General features: G+C 58.4%; 16 protein-coding genes and 2 pseudogenes. 9 read left to right on the top strand and 9 right to left on the bottom strand.

What is annotated here, in order from left to right; translation table 11 throughout:
- The first annotated feature begins 42 nt into the window (after window positions 1-42).
- The 6 genes and pseudogenes from AWB69_RS08360 to AWB69_RS45600 all read left to right on the top strand — a co-directional run.
- The gene (locus AWB69_RS08360; RefSeq protein WP_062084429.1) at window positions 43-579 is read left to right on the top strand and encodes a penicillin-binding protein activator LpoB; all 537 of its coding nucleotides are present in this window, start codon (window positions 43-45) and stop codon (window positions 577-579) included.
- Window positions 580-644: 65 nt separating this feature from the next.
- A complete protein-coding gene (locus AWB69_RS08355; protein WP_062084225.1) occupies window positions 645-2120 on the top strand; it encodes a PelD GGDEF domain-containing protein in 1476 nt (491 codons plus the stop codon).
- Between the two features lie 142 nt (window positions 2121-2262).
- Window positions 2263-3285: a hypothetical protein gene (locus AWB69_RS08350; protein ID WP_063977771.1), complete on the top strand. Its 1023-nt coding sequence runs from the start codon at window positions 2263-2265 to the stop codon at window positions 3283-3285.
- Entirely contained in the window at window positions 3282-4877 is a 1596-nt protein-coding gene (gene pelF / locus AWB69_RS08345; RefSeq protein WP_062084221.1) for a GT4 family glycosyltransferase PelF, read from the top strand. The genes AWB69_RS08350 and pelF overlap by 4 nt, the downstream gene beginning before the upstream one ends.
- Before the next feature lie 14 nt (window positions 4878-4891).
- Window positions 4892-6262 carry an exopolysaccharide Pel transporter PelG gene (gene pelG, locus AWB69_RS08340; RefSeq protein WP_062084219.1) on the top strand — a complete coding sequence of 457 codons (1371 nt, stop codon included), beginning with the start codon at window positions 4892-4894 and terminating at the stop codon, window positions 6260-6262.
- Window positions 6263-6346: 84 nt separating this feature from the next.
- Window positions 6347-6553: pseudogene (locus AWB69_RS45600) on the top strand (IS110 family transposase); the annotation flags it as partial.
- Window positions 6554-6978: 425 nt separating this feature from the next.
- On the opposite strand, the gene AWB69_RS45595 reads toward AWB69_RS45600, so the two are convergent.
- Entirely contained in the window at window positions 6979-7434 is a 456-nt protein-coding gene (locus AWB69_RS45595; RefSeq protein WP_075643880.1) for a DUF2934 domain-containing protein, read from the bottom strand.
- Window positions 7435-7734: 300 nt separating this feature from the next.
- On the opposite strand from AWB69_RS45595, the pseudogene AWB69_RS49240 reads away from it, so the two are divergent.
- Window positions 7735-7860: pseudogene (locus AWB69_RS49240) on the top strand (IS6 family transposase); the annotation flags it as partial.
- Between the two features lie 133 nt (window positions 7861-7993).
- Here AWB69_RS49240 and AWB69_RS08325 read toward each other — a convergent pair.
- The 5 genes from AWB69_RS08325 to AWB69_RS50285 all read right to left on the bottom strand — a co-directional run bounded on the left by AWB69_RS08325 (window position 7994) and on the right by AWB69_RS50285 (window position 11851).
- Complete coding sequence (locus AWB69_RS08325; RefSeq protein ID WP_062084213.1) at window positions 7994-8821, bottom strand: putative bifunctional diguanylate cyclase/phosphodiesterase; 828 nt, start codon at window positions 8819-8821, stop codon at window positions 7994-7996.
- Between the two features lie 7 nt (window positions 8822-8828).
- Window positions 8829-9044 (bottom strand): MASE2 domain-containing protein, encoded by a 216-nt coding sequence (locus tag AWB69_RS50730; protein WP_075643879.1) that lies wholly within the window; start codon window positions 9042-9044, stop codon window positions 8829-8831.
- A gap of 993 nt (window positions 9045-10037) precedes the next feature.
- Window positions 10038-10328: a hypothetical protein gene (locus AWB69_RS08320; protein ID WP_062084211.1), complete on the bottom strand. Its 291-nt coding sequence runs from the start codon at window positions 10326-10328 to the stop codon at window positions 10038-10040.
- A gap of 172 nt (window positions 10329-10500) precedes the next feature.
- Complete coding sequence (locus AWB69_RS08315) at window positions 10501-11241, bottom strand: 3-ketoacyl-ACP reductase (protein ID WP_075643878.1); 741 nt, start codon at window positions 11239-11241, stop codon at window positions 10501-10503.
- Window positions 11242-11563: 322 nt separating this feature from the next.
- Complete coding sequence (locus AWB69_RS50285) at window positions 11564-11851, bottom strand: helix-turn-helix domain-containing protein (RefSeq protein ID WP_062084206.1); 288 nt, start codon at window positions 11849-11851, stop codon at window positions 11564-11566.
- A gap of 540 nt (window positions 11852-12391) precedes the next feature.
- Here AWB69_RS50285 and AWB69_RS08305 point away from each other — a divergent pair.
- Both AWB69_RS08305 and AWB69_RS08300 read left to right on the top strand, forming a co-directional pair.
- The gene (locus tag AWB69_RS08305; protein WP_062084204.1) at window positions 12392-12964 is read left to right on the top strand and encodes a phasin family protein; all 573 of its coding nucleotides are present in this window, start codon (window positions 12392-12394) and stop codon (window positions 12962-12964) included.
- A gap of 702 nt (window positions 12965-13666) precedes the next feature.
- On the top strand, window positions 13667-15310 hold the full coding sequence (locus tag AWB69_RS08300) for a sensor domain-containing diguanylate cyclase (protein ID WP_231937028.1): 1644 nt from the start codon (window positions 13667-13669) through the stop codon (window positions 15308-15310).
- Between the two features lie 288 nt (window positions 15311-15598).
- On the opposite strand, the gene AWB69_RS08295 is transcribed toward AWB69_RS08300, so the two are convergent.
- The 3 genes from AWB69_RS08295 to AWB69_RS08285 form a co-directional block, all read right to left on the bottom strand.
- Window positions 15599-16720: a sensor histidine kinase gene (locus tag AWB69_RS08295; protein WP_062084202.1), complete on the bottom strand. Its 1122-nt coding sequence runs from the start codon at window positions 16718-16720 to the stop codon at window positions 15599-15601.
- Window positions 16721-16872: 152 nt separating this feature from the next.
- Window positions 16873-17196 carry a hypothetical protein gene (locus AWB69_RS08290; protein ID WP_062084200.1) on the bottom strand — a complete coding sequence of 108 codons (324 nt, stop codon included), beginning with the start codon at window positions 17194-17196 and terminating at the stop codon, window positions 16873-16875.
- A 389-nt stretch (window positions 17197-17585) separates the two neighbouring features.
- Window positions 17586-18959, bottom strand: coding sequence for a sigma-54 dependent transcriptional regulator (locus AWB69_RS08285; protein WP_062084198.1), 1374 nt, complete (start codon window positions 18957-18959; stop codon window positions 17586-17588).
- Window positions 18960-19251: the final 292 nt, after the last annotated feature.

The following is a 19251-nucleotide window of genomic DNA, read 5'->3' as shown; positions in this document are numbered from 1 at the left end:
AAGATGGATCAAGCTAATCAACGTCAGATCACGCAGCGACACATGCGGGCACCCGGATGGAGTGCAGCGGCCATGGTGTCGATCGCCGTGGCAGCAGCGATGCTCGCCGGATGCGCGGTCGTCGATCGCAGCACCACGCCGGCATTCTCGAAGACGGACAACTGGGCCATCCTGCCCATCGCGAACAACACCGAGACGCCGCAGGCCGGTTTGCGCGCCGCCTCGATTGCGCAGAGTCTCATGACGTCCTACGGTTATGGGAGCCTCGCGCGCTATCCGGCGAGCGCCGACGACGAAACGCTTTTCGACCCGGCCAAGCCCGACGCGCAGCAGACCGCGCTCAACTGGGCGCGCCAGCAGAATGCCCGCTACGCGCTGAGCGGCGCGGTCAACGAATGGCGCTACAAGGTTGGCGTGGACGGCGAGCCGGCGGTAGGTCTCACCTTCGACGTACTCGATGTGCAGACCGGCAAGGTGGTCTGGAGCACCAGCGGCAGCCGCACCGGCTGGAGCCGCGACGCCGTGTCGGGCGTCGCGCAGAAGCTCGAGCGTGAATTGCTCGAGCCGTTGGCCCGGTGATCAAACGCACGAGGCACCACGCGTCTGTCATCGATATAGAACCCGACATCAGGTAATCAAACTCCATGAATACGCATGCACCGGATCAACCTGCACCGAGCAGCCGGCTGAAGCGGCGCCAGGCGCAAAGCGTCGGCGGTGGCTCTTGGTGGGCGCGCATGATCGCACCGCCACCCGGCTCGGCGCATCGCCGCGCGATTACCGCGCTCGAAACGTGTGTCGCGACACTGCTCGCAGTCGGCGTGGGCTGGGCCTTTTCGCGGCATGACCCGCTGTTGACGCATGTCGGTTTCGGCTGGATCTGGATCGTGCCCATCATGTTGGCGCTGCGTTACGGCTCCATCGCCGGCTCGTTCTCCGGGCTGATCTTGCTGGCCTCCTGGTACGTGCTGTATCCGGGCGCCGATCCATCGAGTCTCGGGTCGATAGCGCACACACTCAGCGGGTCTTCGTCCGCCACGCCCTTTCCGGTCAGCTTCTTTTTCGGCGGCTTCGTGTCCACCCTGCTGTGCGGACAGTTCGGCGACGTGTGGATCATCCGGCTAGGTCAGAGCCGCATTGCGAACGACTATCTCGCCGAGCGGCTGTCCATCCTGACACGTAATCAATTCATGTTGCGGCTCTCGCACGAGCGCCTCGAACAGGATCTGCTCGGCCGGCCCGCGACGCTGCGCGACTCGCTCGAGCGCCTGCGCATGGTCACGCTCACGCAGGAGCCAAGCGACGCCCAGGTCGGCAGGTTCACGCTACATGGTGCGCAGCCGTTTCTCGAAGCCGCCGCGCAGGCCTGCCAGCTGGAAGGAGCACGTCTCTACACCTGGCGCGGCGGCAAACCACACGACGAAGCATCGGCGTCGATTGGCGCGCCGTTCGAACTCGATACCAACGATCCCCTGCTGCGGGAGGCACTGGAATCTCGCACCCTCGTTCACATCGAATCGACGACGCAGCAACAGGCTGTGCGCAGCCGCTACATTGCTTGCGTGCCGCTTATCGACGCACAGAAGGAGCCGATCGGTATCCTGGCAGTCGAGCGCATGCCGTTCCTTGCGCTGACCCGCGACAACCTGCAGTTCCTGCTCGTGCTGTGCAACTACTACGCGGACGGCGTGCAGCACGCAGAGGTCACGCGCGAGACGCTGCAGGCGTTTCCCGACTGTCCCTACGCATTCGCCCTTGACTATGCGCGGCTCGTGCATCTGTACCGCGATACGCAGGTCGAATCGTCACTGGTCGCGCTCGTGTTCGATACCAGCGAACGCAGCACGACATGGTACGAACACGTGCTGCGCACGCGCCGGGCGCTCGATGTGCAATGGCGGTTTCATGACGAACGGCATCGCGTGATCCTGACTTTGATGCCGCTGTCCGGAGAGAACGCCGTCGACGGTTATTTGCTGCGCATCGAAACCAACCTGCGCGCCCAGTTCGGCGTCGATTTCGAGTCTGCACGGGTCGCGGAGCATTCGATGCCGGTCCCGGTGCAGGAACCGGTCGCCGCGTTGCGGCGCTTCCTGGAGCGATGCAATGTCAGCAGTTGACGAACGCCGCTCGCCCGTATCCGCCGCTACCGGACCCGCACGGGGCAGCGCGCTTATTACGGGACTCGCAGGACTTTCAGGACTGTGCGGCTGCGCGCTGCAACTCGGCGTCTTCGCGATCGCGGCACATAGCGCGCCGGACATGTCGGCGCAACGATTGAGCGGTGCGATCGACGGCGCGGTAGTTGCCGCCGTGCACCAGAACACGCACACATTGCTGATCTGCCTGCCCTTGCAGGCGGTGGCCGCGCTGCTGATCTCCCTCGGCATTGCACGCACGATGCCGGTGCGCTACCGGCTGCCTCGCGCGGGTCTCCTGGGCGCCGTGTGGTTCCTGAATTTCGCGGTGCCGGTCGGCGGCGTGGTGTGCACGATCGGCGCGCTGGCCGTCGCCGCGACGCTTCCCCGCACGCGAGCCAAACTACCGGTCACACACGTTGAAGAACCCGAGTTCGCCGCGAACCTGATCGGCAATGTGTCGTATGGACGCGGGGCACGGCTGAAGGCCGAGTTGCAAAACGTCGACGCCGGTACCGAGTTTCGCATGACCGCGTTGCTCGCCATGCAGTCGATGCCGGCCCGAACGGTGTCGCCGGTGTTGCAAGGCATGCTGGCCGATCCGCTGGACGACATTCGTCTGCTCGCCTACGGTATTCTCGACAACCACGAAAAAGTGTTGACCCAGCAAATTCTGGTGGAACGCCCAAAGCTTGACGAGACACTTCACCCTGGTATCAGCGACGACGAACGCCGGCGGGCCAACAAAACGCTCGCAGAACTCTATAGCGAACTGATCTACCAGCATCTGGTGACCGGCGACGTCTATCGTAACGCCGCCGATCAGGCCGACGGTTTCGCATCGGCAGCGCTCGCCCTCGACGCCAACGACGCGTCACTGTGGCGGCTGCGCGGCCGGCTCGCGCTCGACCGGTACGATCTCGATGCTGCCGACGCGATGCTGCAACGAGCGATCGATTGCGGTTTCCCGCGCGACCGGATGCTGCCGTATCTCGCGGAAGGCGCCTATCTGCGCCGTGATTTCGCGCGGGTACGCAGTCTTCTCGGCGAGATGGACAACCGCGCGACTACACCCACGCTGCATGCGGTGCTCGATTTCTGGCAACAGCGCGAGCACACCGCCTCTCCTCAAGATGCCCGACCATGACTACTTCCAGCACCCATGCGGATACTGCTGTCCTGCCCCGTGCGGCATCCGCCGATATCGCTTTGTTGCTCGAAGGCACGTTTCCTTACGTGAGCGGCGGCGTCTCGAGCTGGGTCAACCAGATCATCCGCGCGTTTCCGGAGTACACCTTCGCATTGTGTTTTCTGGGCAGCCGTCCACAGGACTATCCGAAGATGTCGTACGCACTGCCGGACAATGTCGTGCATCTGGAGAATCACTACCTGTATGACTTTGCTCCGCCGCCTCAAGTCCAGCGGCAGCGCGGCGATCCATCCGCCTTCATGCGTTCCGCTCAACTGCACGACAGCCTGCGCAATCCGGCCATGCGCCAGGCGGCCGGCCGGATGCTGAAAGACATGCTCGGCGATCTGCGCCCTGGTGGCGCGCTCAGCGAAGACGCCTTCCTCTATTCGAAGGAGGCGTGGAATTATCTGACCGACCAGTACAAGCAGTTCTGCACCGATCCATCGTTTGTCGACTATTTCTGGACCGTGCGCATCATGCACAAACCCCTCTGGCAGCTCGCGCGGATTGCTGAAGGGTTACCCCAGGTCAGGATGTTCCACACCGTGTCGACGGGCTACGCCGGCTTTCTCGGTGCATTGCTGCGCTATCGCCATGCACGGCCTTTGCTGGTGTCCGAACACGGCATCTATACGAAGGAACGCAAGATCGACCTGTTCCAGAGCCAGTGGATCCGCGACAACCGCAGCATCTTCGAGCGCGACGTGTCGCAGATCGGCTATTTCCGCGATCTGTGGGTACGTTTCTTCGAGACGCTCGGGCACGTCTGCTACGACGCGGCGCAGGACATCATCGCGCTCTACGAGGGCAACCGCCGCCGCCAGATCATCGACGGCGCCCCCGAGCACAAGACCGCGAATATTCCTAACGGTGTCAACCTGCCACGGCTGAAACCGCTGCGCGAACAGCGCGGCGCCAGTGTGCCGAAGACGCTCTGCCTGATTGGCCGGGTGGTACCCATCAAAGACATCAAGACCTTCATTCGCGCGATGCTGACCGTGGTACGCCGCATGCCAGAGGCGCAGGCGTGGATCGCCGGTCCCGAAAACGAGGACGAACCGTATGCGAACGAATGCCGGGCGCTCGTCGATAGCCTTGGCTTGCAAGACAAGGTCAAGTTCCTGGGTTTCCAGAAGATCGACGAACTACTACCTAAGTGCGGTGTGCTGGTGCTCAGCTCGATCTCCGAAGCCTTGCCCCTGGTGGTGCTCGAAGGCTTTGCGGCCGGTGTGCCGTCGGTCACGACGGATGTTGGTTCGTGCCGTCAATTGATCTACGGTCTGGAGGGCGAAGATGCGGCGCTGGGTGCTGCCGGTCGCGTCGTGCAGATCGCCGACCCGCGCGCGCTTGCCGAAGCCGCGCTCGACCTGCTCGACGAAACCAATTGGCACGCTGCCCAGCAGGCGGGCATTGCGCGCGTCGAACGCTATTACACACAGGAACTGATGGTGGGCGCATATCGGGAACTGTATGCCCGGCTGACAACGCAAGCGGACGTGGCTGATCCACCGATCCTTTCGTCCGACGCAGCCCCCTTCCCGCACTGACAGAGAGTCTCGCCATGGCCGGAATCGGTTTCGAACTACGCAAGATGCTCCGCCGCAATACGTTGTTGGGGTTGATGCAGGCATATACCTATGCCGGGCTGATCGGCGCGGGGCCATGGGTGCTGTCTATCGTCGGCATCCTGTTGATTGGTGTGCTGAGTCTGCCGTTCGTCCTGCCGACCGGTCTGATCACGCAGTTCCAGGTATCAGTGACCTATCTGATTTCATTGTCGCTGGTTCTGACCGGGCCACTGCAACTCGCCTACACGCGGTTCACGTCCGACCGTCTGTTCGAGCGGCGCGACGATCTCGTGCTGCCAAACTTCCATGCAGTCTCGTTCGTTGTAACAGTGGCCTCGACGCTATTCGGCGGCCTCGCGGTGATCTTTCTTTTTCCGCAGCAAACCGCAGCCTATCGACTATTGATGCTGGGCGGTTTTGTCGTGATGAGCAACATATGGATCGCGACGATCTTTCTATCGGGCATGAAGCGGTACGTGTCGATCATCGTGGTGTTCTTCATAGGTTATACGATCACCACGGGCGCCGCGTTGACACTCAACATCTTCGGCCTGACCGGGCTGCTGTCCGGCTTCGTGACCGGCCAAACGGTGCTGCTCGCAGGCCTCCTCTCGCTGATCTACCGCGACTATCGCAGCGACCACTTCATCTCCTTCGAGGTGTTCTGGAAGCGATACCGTTACCCGTCGCTGATGTTGACTGGCCTGCTCTACAACCTGGGCATCTGGGTCGACAAGTTCATGTTCTGGTATTCATCGGGCACGGGACAACAGGTGATCGGTCCGCTGCACGCCTCCATCATCTACGACATTCCAGTGTTCCTCGCGTATCTCGCGATCATTCCCGGCATGGCCGTTTTCCTGATGCGCATCGAAACGGACTTCGTCGAGTACTACGACGCGTTCTACGATGCCGTGCGCGAGGGGGCGTCGCTGCAACATATCGAACGGATGCGCAACGCGATGGTTGAAGCACTGCGTAACGGCATCTGGGAAATCATCAAGGTCCAGGCGACAGCGGCAATGATCCTGTTCGCCGCCGGAACCGTGTTGCTCGCGTGGCTGCGGATTTCGACGCTGTATCTGCCCCTTCTTTATATCGACGTCATCGCCGCAAGCATGCAGGTCGTGTTCATGGGCACGATCAATGTGTTCTTCTATCTCGACAAGCGCAGGATCGTCCTGTCGCTGGTGGCCGGTTTTGTCGTGCTCAATGTTGCGTTTACAGCACTCACGCTCTCGTTGAATCCCGCTTACTACGGTTATGGTTTTGCAGGGTCACTCCTGGTCGTCGTACTCGCAAGCCTATATCTGCTTGATCGCAAACTCGAATCGCTGGAATACGAAACCTTCATGCTGCAGTAGGAACCGTCAACGGCGTAATGAAATGAAATGGTCCCCCTATCGAGTAGGTTACGCTGGCGGAATACCTTTCTGAGGGAGGTCATCATGCAAGACGTAACGCTGATTGGGATCGATCTGAGCAAGCACTCATTTCACCTGCACGGGCAGGACCGGCGAGGCAGGATGGTTTTTCGCAAGAAGGTAACGCGCAAGCAGCTCATCGAATTCATTGCTTCGTTTCATGCCTGCACCGTGGTGATAGAAGCCTGTGCTGGGGCGCATTGCACGGCTCGCAAGCTGGCTACGTCTGGCGCAGACCATAAATGTGAGGTCAGGTCTTTGGCTCATCTGTCATCGGAAGTTCGCAACCCCCGTGGCAGCTCCTTTGCAACGCTATGCGCTCGTTTCGGGAAGCAGATCCTCCACATCCTTATCGGCGAGCAGTAACGTCCGCTTGGAGGGAGCGGTGGCTGCCGCTCAGCCCCTGCCGCGCACTTCACTGTTGATGGTCGACCCACGAAAACCCCCAGTCGACAGCGCAGCCGAAGGCCTCGTCTGCTGTGTCGAATCGTGCAAGCTCGCCAGACGAGCGCTCTGTGGAATCGATCTCGACATATCTGCTCCCGTGTCGGGGGCGCACTACGGCAGAAGCGATAAACCCGTTAAAAACTGTTCGTGACGCCGGAACAATGCGAAAACCTTTGTAGTGCAGGTGCATAAGCCTTCCAAAGAACAGTTTATTGCGCCTGAAACTTAACGAGTCGCTCCCAATACTCATCGGCGCGCCCCGCGGGACTTCCATCTTGTTGCCAAAGCACGTAAGCACGTTCACGGAGATTTTCATCAAGAGCGCGATACCAGTACTCCTCGGCGCGGCTCTCTGGACATCCGTCCTGTTGCCAAAGCGCGTAAGCGCGTTCACGAACGGCGTGCTCAAGACCAACTTTTGTTTCCGAATCGCCTTGCACATCGTCGCCGTAAGACGACATCTGGCCGCCTCGACTAACGTGGATTCTAGCGGTCAAGCTTCGTAGCTCGTTATCCGGTACCAAACGACCGTGCGCCGCTGCTTCCAAGGCCTTTGCTTCGTATGCGCCATCATCCACAGCGTCGCCGAGCTCCCCGAGTGTAATCGGATAGGTGTGTAATACAGCTCCACTGCGGTCCAATACGTCAACCAAGCGTTCCGCCATTTGAGTGCCCCTTCAATGAGAATGTCCAATCATCACTGTCGACGACCGTGGTCCCTTGTCCAGCAATTGTTGGGCCTGTTTTCACCATTTCCACAACGACGAGCGTGCGTGCGTCCGCCGCTTAATAAAAGCTGGAAAGTCGAGATAAATCTGTGCAAAGCGGGACAGATCCGGTAGCAGTTATCGCACTGAGCGAAAGGTCAAGGTCGCTTTGACCGATGTTCCGGGACGGTCATGAGACGCCCATATTCGGGTGAACGTACGGTCATCGCCGTAAAGATCTCCCGCGGCACTAGACTGATTCGGCAGCACCTCGCGCTCAAGCGACATCTGTTACGCGCATCGCTTTACCGCAAGCAACTCGACGACCTCCTTGCTTCTTTGCATCGATTGACTGAGCTCACCCAAGATCCGTCTGCGTTCTGAGCAAACAGTGCGTCCTATAGGCTTTTGCGGCTTCAACTGTTCAACATGATAAAGCCCCGCACATACCGTGGATGCTGTGACAAATGCGCGATTAGAGATCTCATCGCCTCGAAGTGACGAGGCGATCAAGATATCACGAGTGCGAGCTGCACTCGGTCACCGACAAGCTTAAGCCCGCCGGGTTTGCAATCATCCAGCGTTCGAACTCTTCCGGCGCGAGCGGGTGGCTGAAGTGGTAGCCCTGCCCGATGACACATCCATGTGAGACCAGCCAGCGTGCTTGAGCCCACGTCTCGACGCCTTCGGCAACTATGTCGAGTGTCATCGCATTCGCCATGGCAATCACCGCGCTGACAATAGACTGGCCGGTCGTGGTGGTGAATAGCTCCTTGATGAAGGACTGGTCAATCTTGATCCGGTCAATCCTGAGCGCGTGCAAGTAAGACAGATTTGAATAGCCCGTTCCAAAGTCGTCAACGGCAACACGTACGCCGAGCTGCGCCAATCGCTCGAATGTGGATCGAGCCTCGCCAACGTTGTCCAGTAACGCACTCTCGGTCACTTCCAGCTCTAACTGCGAGGGTTCGATCTCGAACTGCGAAATCAATGCGCAAACTTCATCTAAAAATTCGAGGCGGCGCAGTTGGAGTACCGAGACGTTAATGGACATCTGCACGCTGGTGCTATGGATAGCACGCCAGCGCGCCACGTCTGCGCAGGCGATGCGCATCACGGCCATGCCAAGCTCGCTGATCAATCCCATTTCTTCTGCAATCGGAATAAACAGACCAGGCGGCACGTGGCCAAGCTCCGTGTCATACCATCGTGCGAGAGCCTCGACTCCAATGAGCCTCCCGCTCACCATATCTACCTGCGGTTGATAGTGCACCTTCAGGTCCTTTTGAATCGCGGCGCGCAGACGTCGGGCGATTCGATACTTTATCGCCGACGCATGCTCCATGTGCTCGTCATAAAGGATGCATGGAGCGCCGTGCGATTACGTAAGCGAGATGCGGCCAAGCCAACAAATCCGCGGCAAACGTCATTAACAGGAAAGTAACCGCGCGGTCGGACAACATGATCGGCATGGTACAGACCAGCCCCGCGGTTGCCCCAAATACCCGAACGCGATATATTCCCGCAGCGAAGCGCAGCCCTGACCGATGCACGACCGCTGTAGACATAGGTATTCCAAACGGCCCGACCCTCGATTTCGCCACTATCCCGCTCCTTAGCCTGGCCGAACACTCGTTCGCCAAGGCGTGAACGTGCGATTCCAGCACATCACCAGTTAAACGGTAGTTTTTAGAAAAACTTTAATTTCTCCCCATAGCGTCGTGATTCATCGGCCGCCATCAGGCGGTATCGCTTACCTTTCGTGCACATAGAGAGCCGCAACTACCCAGGATCGCGGTGGCGTCTATTCCGCTCAACCGAATATCTGCATCAACGCACGGTGATATTGGCGTCCACTTTGCGAGCAGACAGAAAGGTGAGGTATGCCGACTGACAACGGAGCGCCTGAAGTCGTGTGGATGCTAAGCCGTCATCGCCCTAAGCGCCAACTCGGCGATGTGCAATGACTTGCGGCTGTGCCTTGTTAAATCTGTTCTCGACCACTGAAGCCGTTCGGCACGCGATGTCCACCCTTGGCTCCATCAAAATGAGGAAGGTGCATTTGGCAATTACGCTGTGGCTGCACTCCGGAAGGACAACGTGCGCCCAGACGCATGTTTTGCGAAGAAATCGCGTCGATGGAAAGGAATATCGCCATCGCTGAAGCAAGTCTTCTTGATTCCCGACCACGCGCGGCCTATTTTTAACATTGTGTCTATTCGACACGCGAAGGAGGTCAAAATGCCATCACCAAGAAAGGCCCCGCCGAGTCACGCGGCTGAAACTGATATGCCGAGCAGGAAGAAGGAGGTTGCGGCACCAAGCAAGTCCCTTGGGAAGACGCAAGGTCAAAAGGGTGCGCAAGTGGCCCAGCGCACGAAAGGCAAACCTAAAGGCTGAGTGGACCGCCCCCTCGTTTGCACGCAGGGGGCGCGGCAGGGGCCGCCTCGCCACCATCTGGCGATGCCACGCTCGGGGCTCCTCTCTTCGGTGGAAGTCGCCAACCGCGCATCCACGCATCCGGATCGCGATGTCCAACGCCGCGAAAATGAACGTCGTACTCACCCCCCCTTCAACGCGGACGGCAGGTCAATAGCGCTCTTCATCCGGTCGATAACCTGCTGGGCGGCACCGTAGCCGCGCATCAAAGCCTCAGCCGGGGTGCCCAATGGGCGCTCTGCAATCTCGCAGAAGTCGAGGCGTCGAGTAGCCGCGAGGCTCCCGTTCTTCGTTATGCTGACGTCTGCGATGTATCCCGCTGGCGTCGCAGGAACCCTTTCGCCAGCGATTACGGCCACCGCCTCAGTCTCCACCTTGATGGTGAAGTCTTTGTAGTTGTACGTCCGATGCATGCCGAATGCCCCTTGATTTTGGCCTTGTGGATGTCATCTACATGCCCACCCCTACAGCTTGGAACTCGCCCGCGAAGGTTGCCGCGAACCGAACGCGGTGCGGGGTTCGGCTGACGACGCTACGCCCCCTGGCGCCGTTACCGGTGTTCGAGCCTGGCGCCTTAGCGCCGCGTTATCCCATGTGCAGGCCGCCGTTAAGAGAGAAGTCGGCGCCCGTTGCGAAGCCGGCTTCGTCACCGGCGATCCACGAAACGATCGACGCAATTTCAGAGGGTTCCCCGAGACGCCGCACCGGGATACTCGCGACGATGGTCTCCAACACCTCAGGTTTGACGGCTCGAACCATATCGGTGCCGATGTAGCCCGGCGAGACGGTATTCACGGTGATACCCTTTGTCGCCACTTCTTGAGCAAGTGACATGGTGAAACCATGAATACCGGCCTTGGCGGTCGAGTAATTGGTCTGCCCGAACTGGCCCTTCTGTCCATTCACCGACGAGATGTTGATTATTCGCCCCCAGCCTTTGGCGACCATTGCCTCAACTACCTGCTTGGTTACGTTGAAGAGGCTCGTCAGGTTTGTATCGATAACGTCGTTCCAGTTTTCCTTCGACATCTTGCGAAACACGCCGTCGCGCGTGATACCCGCGTTATTCACCAACACGTCAATCTCACCAACCTCTTTCCTGACCTTGTCAAACGCTGTGGCAGTCGATTCCCAATCACCGACGTTGCCTTCGGAAGCGATGAAGGTGAAACCAAGCGCGGCCTGCTCGGCAAGCCATTTTTCGCGGCGGAGTGAATTAGGCCCGCAGCCCGCCACTACGGTCAGCCCATCGGTATGAAGGCGCTGGGATATCGCCGTTCCAATGCCGCCCATACCACCCGTTACGTACGCAATTCGTTTGGGCATGTCTTCCCCTATCCTTACTGCGGTCAAAGAAACCTCTATATCTGCATTAAGCGGCAACCCGTGTCGAGCGCAATTTCGACGCTGCCGGGATTTCGCTAGCGGCTTTCAGCTGTGGGCCGTTGGGCAGATGAATACCGCACGAGCTGCGCGGTATGCTTCAAGCACGCCGGGCTCACCTCGCTCCCTGAAACGTCAGAAGAATAAATATGGCCTTTGGCCAGTCGCTCCTGTCCAACTATTCAATAAGGGCGATCACGAAATATTCGAAGGTCGCATCGACCGTGCTGCGCCTCTTCGTCCGCCCCGGCTCTGCTTTTCGCTTTCACAAGACCGCAGCGTGAGTAATCTGAGTTTGACCCGTGCAGAGCCAATGAACGTCGACGTCAAGGATGGCAGCCATGCGCGTAAAAGCGTGCAGAGGCGGAACCGTAATTCCGCGTCGCCAGTACTGCACGTCGTTCTCGCTGACGCTCAGTCGCTTCGCTGCCTTCGCCGAACTCATGCCAGCCCTGTGGAGGGCTCGGTCGAGGCGCGCCCCGATAGCGCGCCGAAGGGCGTTGTCCTCGTGACTGCGCTCGAGGTGCCCGATTGGATAAGTATGTCGTCCCATTTGCACTGCATCTCTCAGTTTATATCGATACTATTCAGCGCCGACTTTTTTGCGGCGTCAGTTAATGCTACGCATTCACAATGACTCTCTTGTGACACGTTGTTAAAGCAGGTTAATTGCCGGTTATGCACCTGGCAACGATTCATTTCTTATTTTCATTGGGAATAATCAATGGGCGGGTGACTTGTGTCAAGTAAGAAAATATTCGCAGGTTCACACTCGTTGCTGAGATGGTTAATCTTCTACGTGCCGTTCTGCAAGAAGCTTCGGCAGACACTTCGAACCGCACAGGCATAATCGCACAGTCGTACTCAATTTTCCGGTATGACCGCACGATGAGATGACTAAACAAATTAGCGATTTTATTTGTGAAAAGGCAGTTGTTACTGATTTGTACCTTCCTACTGCTGCTAATCCACGGATATATCAGTCAACGAGGGAAACAAATGATTGACACTCGCCCGCCTATCCTTAGAATGGGACTTTCGCTGCGCCGCAACAAGATCATTTTTGACCACATTTATTCCTACGGAGTTACTGATGAGCAGTTTTACCCCGGAACAATTGTTTGCCACGCAGAAAGCCGCTTACGACTCGCTGTTTGGTCTCACGTTCAAAGCTTTCGAAGGATTCGAAAAGCTAATCCAATTGAATGTGCAAGTGATCAAGTCGACGCTCGCCGAAAATCAGGAAGTCGTCGGTAAGGCCTTGGCGGCCAAGGACCCGCAGGGTCTCTTCGCGCTGCAGACACCCCCGACGGCAGAAAAACTGCAGTCGTACTGGCGCCACGTCTCCGAAATCGTCACCAGTACCCAAGGCGAATTCACAGCGGTCAGCGAGGGGCATTTCAAGCAGTCGCAGCACGACGTGCAGACGTTCGTTGACAGTCTCGCGAAGAACGCGCCGGCAGGCAGCGAGGCTCTCGTGTCCGCATGGAAGTCCGCTATCGGAACCGCCAGCGACACGGCAAACTCCGCGTACGACGCGGCCAAAAAGGCCGCAAAACAAGTGGTGGAAATCGCGGAAAGCAACGTTAGTGCTGCGTCCTCCGCCTCGACTGCGTTAGCGAAAAATGCGGTTGCCAGAACGACCGCGACGACCGAGAAGAAATAAGTTTTCGCAGGTTGGCCCAAGTAAAGGCAACAAAAGCGGGCCCTGCCCGCTTTTGTTGCGTCGTTCGACAAGCGACGCATCGTCTTTGACGATGACGCTATGGACATGTCTCACGTGAATTGCACTGGCTGGGAGCATCGTCAGTGACGGTGGGTTCAAGACGGCGGTTGCAAACATCTACGTGAGCACCTTCGTCAGGGTTGACTTGAGGCGCAATCGGATAGCACTGGGTAGTACCGCCATCCACTCGCTCGTCAAGAAACTGAAAGACTCTGTGATTCTGTTGGCATTACTTAGGATATTCAATCGGGGACGTGCCGGTCCCACGGCGTGAGTGTCCACGCGGCGGCCGACGGTGACGCCCGCGGCGATCCGTTGGACGCTCACGAGGAAACAACGTCGTGAGCGCCGACTCGCGGCAAGTCAGCGGTCCATTGCGAATCCATCATCGCCTCTGCCGGAAGTGACTTGTCGAAAGCTCACCACGTTCGCATCCACTCCCCCAACTTCTGTTCACTCTTCATGAAACGGTTACTTGCTTCGGCTTTCTCCACGGCAAACAACGCGGGACGAATGAGCGAAGAACGTCGCGTTGCCACAGGGGCAAAGGACGGATAAATTCGCAATGTCGCCCCTTGGGCCGAATACGCCCGCGCGTGACGATTTGTTGAGGAGGCGAACAAATCGACTTCTGTTCAGGGCATGATGTCAATCGTGCGTGGGACAGAATTAGAAGCTAGAAAAAAGGATTTTGAGGGAATTATGGAGCCGACTCTGCCGGGTCTTGAGAGGGGCAAGTCACTGCCCCGTGCACTGATATTCATTCCCGTACTGACTCTCATCGTCCTTTGTGTGCTGTGGATCACGATCTCCGTGAGACTGCATATCGAGAAGGTCGGGGTGCTGCGCGAAACGGAGGATGCGGCCCAGACCCTGGTGCGCTCGCTTCAAAACCACACCCTGAAGACTGTTCACGATGTCGACGAAATCGCGCTGCTGATCAAGTACGGCTATGAAAGCGCACCAAAAACGTTCGACCTCGCACAGTACGAAACGCGCGGGCTGATCAGCGCAGACACCGCGCTGCAGGTGACGGTTGTTGGCGCGGACGGCCATGTTCTGGCCTCGACCCTCAAGTTTTTCGGGGTGGTCGATCTTAGCGATCGCGAACACTTCCTTGTGCATCGGTTAAATCCCGGAGCGGGACTATTCATCAGCAAACCGGTGATCGGGCGAGTATCGAAGCAATGGTCAGTTCAGGCGACGCGGCGCATCAACCGGCCCGACGGCACGTTCGGCGGCGTTGTTGTTGTCTCAGAGGACCCGGCCTACCTTACCGACGGTTTCTACAATAGCGCCGCACTGGGCGAGCATGGCCTGATCGCAGTCGTTTCCCGTCATGGTTTTACGTTGTCTCGCCGGGCAGGCGAGGCACCCAGCACCACCGGTGGGCCGCTACCCGACGGGTACGCCGCCGTTCTACACACGCACGACGGTACTGTGGTGGACCCGGTCGACCATATCGAACGAATCGTCGCTAGCCGGTCAATCGACCGTTATGACCTGATGGTCGTTGCTGGTCTCTCGGTTGCCGAAGCGCTGGATGACTACTTCAAGATGCGCCGCGTGTACGTGGTCATGGCCCTCGTCATCTCGTTCATCCTTATCGGCTTCTCATTGTGGATAATGGCACTGGTCGCCAAGCTGCTAAAAGGCAAAGAAGAACTGCGGCGCCTGTCGGAAACTGACAGACTCACCGGTTTATTTAACCGGGGACGTATTAAGGACCTGCTGCATCGGGCGGTCTCGTTACCCGATGCAATCGGCAGAGTGGCGGCGATCTTCGTCGATCTGGACGATTTCAAGCAACTAAACGACACGCACGGACATCAGGCGGGCGACGAGGCCCTTGTGATCCTTGCGGACCGGGTCCGGGTCGCGGTGGGTACTCGTGGTGCAGTCGGCCGGTTGGGCGGTGACGAATTTCTTGTGATTGTCGGGGCAACGCACGCGCGCGAAATAGCCACCCAAACCGCTGAGGAAATAGCACGGGCACTCGCCATGGCAATCACGGTACGCAACAACCCGTACATGATGCGCGCCAGCCTTGGAGTAGCCGTGCTTGAGCAAGGCGACACCGCTGATGACCTGGTCAGGAAAGCAGACGAAGCCATGTACGAAGCCAAGGAACGCGGCCGAGCTAGCGCTACGACTACATGGCGCACCTATGACCAGGTCGCCATGCGACACGTTAGTTTGACGGGCGACGACCTGTCTGGAAAGCAGGACGTCCGAGCGCAGAACGAATGTGGCAGCCTGCTCATTGCTCCGGTGGGGCAGAAGTGATTCTGCCTTCCAACCCGTAGATTGGCTCGGATTCGTGAGCTGGCATCGACAGCTGTTATTGGCCGAACCCCGTCCGAAGTTGACTGGCGGAGCGGGCCACCATTGATCGGTCCGCCTTGGACAGAAGTCGACCTATTTCAGCAGTCCAACTTTCTCCGTAGCAGACATTCAAGGGCATCGATCAGACGCCCGGTGCTTTGATGAGGGGATTACGCCAGCGAATTACCTGTGCGATTTTTCTGGTACCGCGAAAACCGTGGAGATATTTAGCGACGAAGATATCCCGCACTATTTAACGCGCGGCAGGCGCACAGCGAACACCGTTTCGACCTCGTCGGAGCGCGCTTCGATGTTGCCGCCATGGGCCTTGGCAACCTCGCGCGCGATATACAGCCCGAGTCCCAAGTTGCCATCCGTGTCGTATTTGTTCTCTTGATCCGGGCCTCTCCTGAGAGGATCAAAGATCTGATCCAGAGTCTGTCGCTCGATGGCGACTCCGATATTCTTCACCTCGAAACGGACTTCCTCCTCCTCGCCGGTTACTATCACTCGTACTGGCGCCTCTGGCGCTCCGTACTTGATCGCATTCAGGACCAGGTTGCCGAGTAACTGCTGCAAACGTCGGCCATCCCAAACACCCTGAGAGTCTCCCTCCACTTCCAGATCGATCTGGTGGTCCGGATGCGCTGCTCGCAACAGATTCAGTTCATCGGCAAACAGATCAGCCAGGTCGACGCTGGTCGGAGAAATATTGATACCCAGTCCCAACTTAGTTCGATTGAAATCGAGCATATCGTCCAGCAGCGCTTGCATGCGAGCGCCGCTGTGGATCAAACGGGACGCAGCTCCCGAGACCTTGTCTCCAGCGTTCAGCGCCGCCAAATACACCGCTGTCATCTGGATGGTCTGGAGCGGACTGCGCATGTCATGCCCTAGCATGCCAAGGAAGAGATTACGAGCCTGGTCTACTTGAGCGCTGAAAAAGCTGACCGATTCGGCAAGTGCCTGGTCGATCGCCTCGTTGAATCGCATGATGTCGCCCGGATGAGGCGTCTCGGGCTGACAGGCGTCCATCCACAACCGAAGAACGCTGGCACGCAGTGCGCGGTACTCAGCGGCCAGTTGGTTGATTTCGAACCCGCTTCGCGCGCGCAAGAGTGCATGCGTTTGTGCCGCGGTCTCCGAGGCTCCGATCAGTTGCGGGGCTCGGCCCATCGACTTTTCGCTTTGCGCTTCCCTGGTCTGGGAAGTCGTTAAGTCCTTGGCTACAGCCTCCAGGATTTGTTGCGCATGGTCCCGCAACGCCAGCGATTTCATGTTTGCGGCTGCCGGTAACAGGGTGAGAGCGAACGCCTCCCACTGCCCCAGGATCGCTTCCATGTCACGCAGAATGAAGTCGGCCAGTCGCATGTCTAACCCCGAAAAGAAAACGTCTTATGAAGTATTTGCCGAATCCATAGTATCCGCAACTCGCTCAAATGATTCTATTAGGTCTTCAAATTGCTGCAGATAGGGGGCAATGCGGAGAGGCTGAATATCTACTGCTATGTCGAAGCGACTGCTCATCGCCGATGACGACGCGAATTTGTTAGCAGCTTACGTGCTGTTCTTCGAAGCGTACGGTTCGCGTGATACCGGGTGAGTTCCTCGGGCTGTTCGACCAGACGCCGCAGCACGTCATCGGCTTTTACCATCGAGAAAGCCGGGAGATCGCCACCGACATCAAGCGCGTCGTTCATGAAAAGGCTCGACACCCTGATGCCCAATGCGCTTGCCTTGTGCGCTCTCTCGAGCGACCGGCTGCTGTTGGCCTGGTCGTCCAGGTCGATCACGGGCATGCGCCACTGCACGACGAAGTTCAGGTAGTGGGCGAGCTGGCAGAGCAATGCCGACTTGCCGACACCGCCCTTTTACGTTGCGATCAGAAGGGTTTTCATAACCGTCGGTTCCTTGGTCTTTGGCCCCTTCCATACCGATGAAAACGCATCGACAGAAAGAAACCCGCAACTGCAATGACTGCTAGTCGCGGGTTCATGGGGAGCCGCAAAACAGAAAGCCCGCCGGCGTCGATTGCCAAGCGGGCTTGTGCTGCTGTCCTGACGTGCTTACACCAGCGCTCTACATCGGTAGTACTTCATGGGCCGCTAACGCGTACTCGGTAGCGTCAAACGCTTTAACCGCCACCCCTCATCGGTCACTCGGTCCGCTCGAAAGCGGACGTTTGAGACATTCTCTGCAGACCCGTCGCGAAGTCCATTCGGGCTGAACGACAGGCTTACTCCGCCAGAAGGTTCACAACGGCATCTTGCGAGTCTATCGCCGGTGGCCGCATGCCATAGGTACTCAACAGCCGATACAGCGTGACCCGCGAGATCCCGAGGTCCTGCGCGGCATCTGCGAGACGGCCCCGGTTGCGCAACAACGCGAATTCGATGGCTTGGCGCTCGCCCACTTCTCGCGCCCGCGCCAGCGACACCGGTGCGGTCTCCGCGTATTCACCAAGCTCGAGATCAAGCGCGCTGATCTGTCGCGCATCCGACATCACGATCGCGCGCCGCACACGGTTGATCAACTCGCGAACGTTACCGGGCCAGCCATAGTTGTAAAGCGCCGCAATCGCATCGGGTGCGAAGCCGCGCAGACGTCCGCTTGCATCGTTTTTGAAGCGGTTGAACATATGCTTCGCGAGCAATTCAATGTCGGCTCTGCGCTCACGGAGCGGCGGTTCATCGATTCGCAGCACGCACAGGCGGTGATACAGGTCGGCACGGAACCGGCCTTCTGCCATCGCGGCCTCCATGTCGATGTGCGTCGCGCAGATGATGCGCACGTCGACCGGAGTCGAAGCGAGACCACCCAGGCGTTCGATCTTGCGTTCCTGCAGAAAGCGCAGCAGGCTCGCCTGGCTTTCCAGCGGCAAGTCGCCGATTTCATCGAGGAACAGCGTGCCGCCGTTCGCGGCTTCCACACGACCGATCTTGCGTTGATCTGCGCCCGTGAATGCACCACGTTCGTAACCGAAGAGTTCCGACTGCAGCAGATAGGCCGGAATTGCGCCGCAATTGATCGCGACAAATGGCTGATCGCGTCGCACAGAGCGTGCATGGATCGCAACCGCAGTCAGTTCCTTGCCCGTGCCGGACTCCCCCGAGATGAATACGGGAGCATCGTTCATTGCCACTTTGCCGATCGAGATTGCGAGCGCGAGCATGGCGTCGCATGAGCCGACCATTTCGCCTTCGGGACCGCCGTCGTTCGATGCCATTTCGCGCAGCGCGACCATGCCGTAGGCGTGGCCGACGGCGCCGACGATCCGGTCGTCCGGAATGGGCAGCGTTATAAAGTCGAAGCAGCAATCGCGGATGAGCCGCTTCACCACTTCGTCTTCGATTTGGCCCGGACTGACGAGCGCGACCCAGGCAATCCGCGAGTGCGATAACAAATCGACCAGAGACGCGATATCCTCAGGTAGCTGACATGTCGAAAAATCCACGACACCTGCTGATGCAGGGAAGGAACTAAGCATCCTTTTCGCAGCGAGGTGGGGTCGCACTATTTCGATGTCCCACTTTTCCTTCTCGAAGCGGGCGCGCGAAGGCACGGAGGCGCTACGGGACACGTACAACAGCTTCCTGACATCGTGATTCATCGTTCATTCCCCTTCTGCGCAAGAATTCACGACATCCGCGATGGCGGTTCGATGCGACAGCACTAGCCCTTTAGGCGTGTAAGTACGAGGAGTGAGTATGGTCGCCGCTGCAAAATCGCAAAAGGACGCAAACGTTTTACATCAGAACAAATATATTGATCGACGCTGGCGATGCATCGTAAAAATTGAGGGAAATTCGCCGCATTTGGCACCGAAAATGGAGCCGGCATGTAAATATTGCTCCTTAAGGGCTCTGTGACGGTGTGAGGAGAATGGGCCGATTGAATGGGCC

Source organism: Caballeronia udeis (assembly GCF_001544555.2).
Classification (GTDB): Bacteria; Pseudomonadota; Gammaproteobacteria; order Burkholderiales; family Burkholderiaceae; genus Caballeronia; species Caballeronia udeis.
Note: the sequence above shows the minus strand (reverse complement) of the source record. Positions and strands in the feature narration are given on the sequence as shown.

Bases quoted from the DNA above. Each gene is read 5' to 3' on its own strand.
- AWB69_RS08360 (WP_062084429.1), top strand. From the start codon at position 43: ATGCGGGCACCCGGATGGAGTGCAGCGGCCATGGTGTCGATCGCCGTG.
- AWB69_RS08355 (WP_062084225.1), top strand. From the start codon at position 645: ATGAATACGCATGCACCGGATCAACCTGCACCGAGCAGCCGGCTGAAG.
- AWB69_RS08350 (WP_063977771.1), top strand. From the start codon at position 2,263: ATGTCGGCGCAACGATTGAGCGGTGCGATCGACGGCGCGGTAGTTGCC.
- pelF (WP_062084221.1), top strand. From the start codon at position 3,282: ATGACTACTTCCAGCACCCATGCGGATACTGCTGTCCTGCCCCGTGCG.
- pelG (WP_062084219.1), top strand. From the start codon at position 4,892: ATGGCCGGAATCGGTTTCGAACTACGCAAGATGCTCCGCCGCAATACG.
- AWB69_RS45595 (WP_075643880.1), bottom strand. From the start codon at position 7,434: ATGGCGGAACGCTTGGTTGACGTATTGGACCGCAGTGGAGCTGTATTA.
- AWB69_RS08325 (WP_062084213.1), bottom strand. From the start codon at position 8,821: ATGGAGCATGCGTCGGCGATAAAGTATCGAATCGCCCGACGTCTGCGC.
- AWB69_RS50730 (WP_075643879.1), bottom strand. From the start codon at position 9,044: ATGTCTACAGCGGTCGTGCATCGGTCAGGGCTGCGCTTCGCTGCGGGA.
- AWB69_RS08320 (WP_062084211.1), bottom strand. From the start codon at position 10,328: ATGCATCGGACGTACAACTACAAAGACTTCACCATCAAGGTGGAGACT.
- AWB69_RS08315 (WP_075643878.1), bottom strand. From the start codon at position 11,241: ATGCCCAAACGAATTGCGTACGTAACGGGTGGTATGGGCGGCATTGGA.
- AWB69_RS50285 (WP_062084206.1), bottom strand. From the start codon at position 11,851: ATGGGACGACATACTTATCCAATCGGGCACCTCGAGCGCAGTCACGAG.
- AWB69_RS08305 (WP_062084204.1), top strand. From the start codon at position 12,392: ATGAGCAGTTTTACCCCGGAACAATTGTTTGCCACGCAGAAAGCCGCT.
- AWB69_RS08300 (WP_231937028.1), top strand. From the start codon at position 13,667: ATGATGTCAATCGTGCGTGGGACAGAATTAGAAGCTAGAAAAAAGGAT.
- AWB69_RS08295 (WP_062084202.1), bottom strand. From the start codon at position 16,720: ATGCGACTGGCCGACTTCATTCTGCGTGACATGGAAGCGATCCTGGGG.
- AWB69_RS08285 (WP_062084198.1), bottom strand. From the start codon at position 18,959: ATGAATCACGATGTCAGGAAGCTGTTGTACGTGTCCCGTAGCGCCTCC.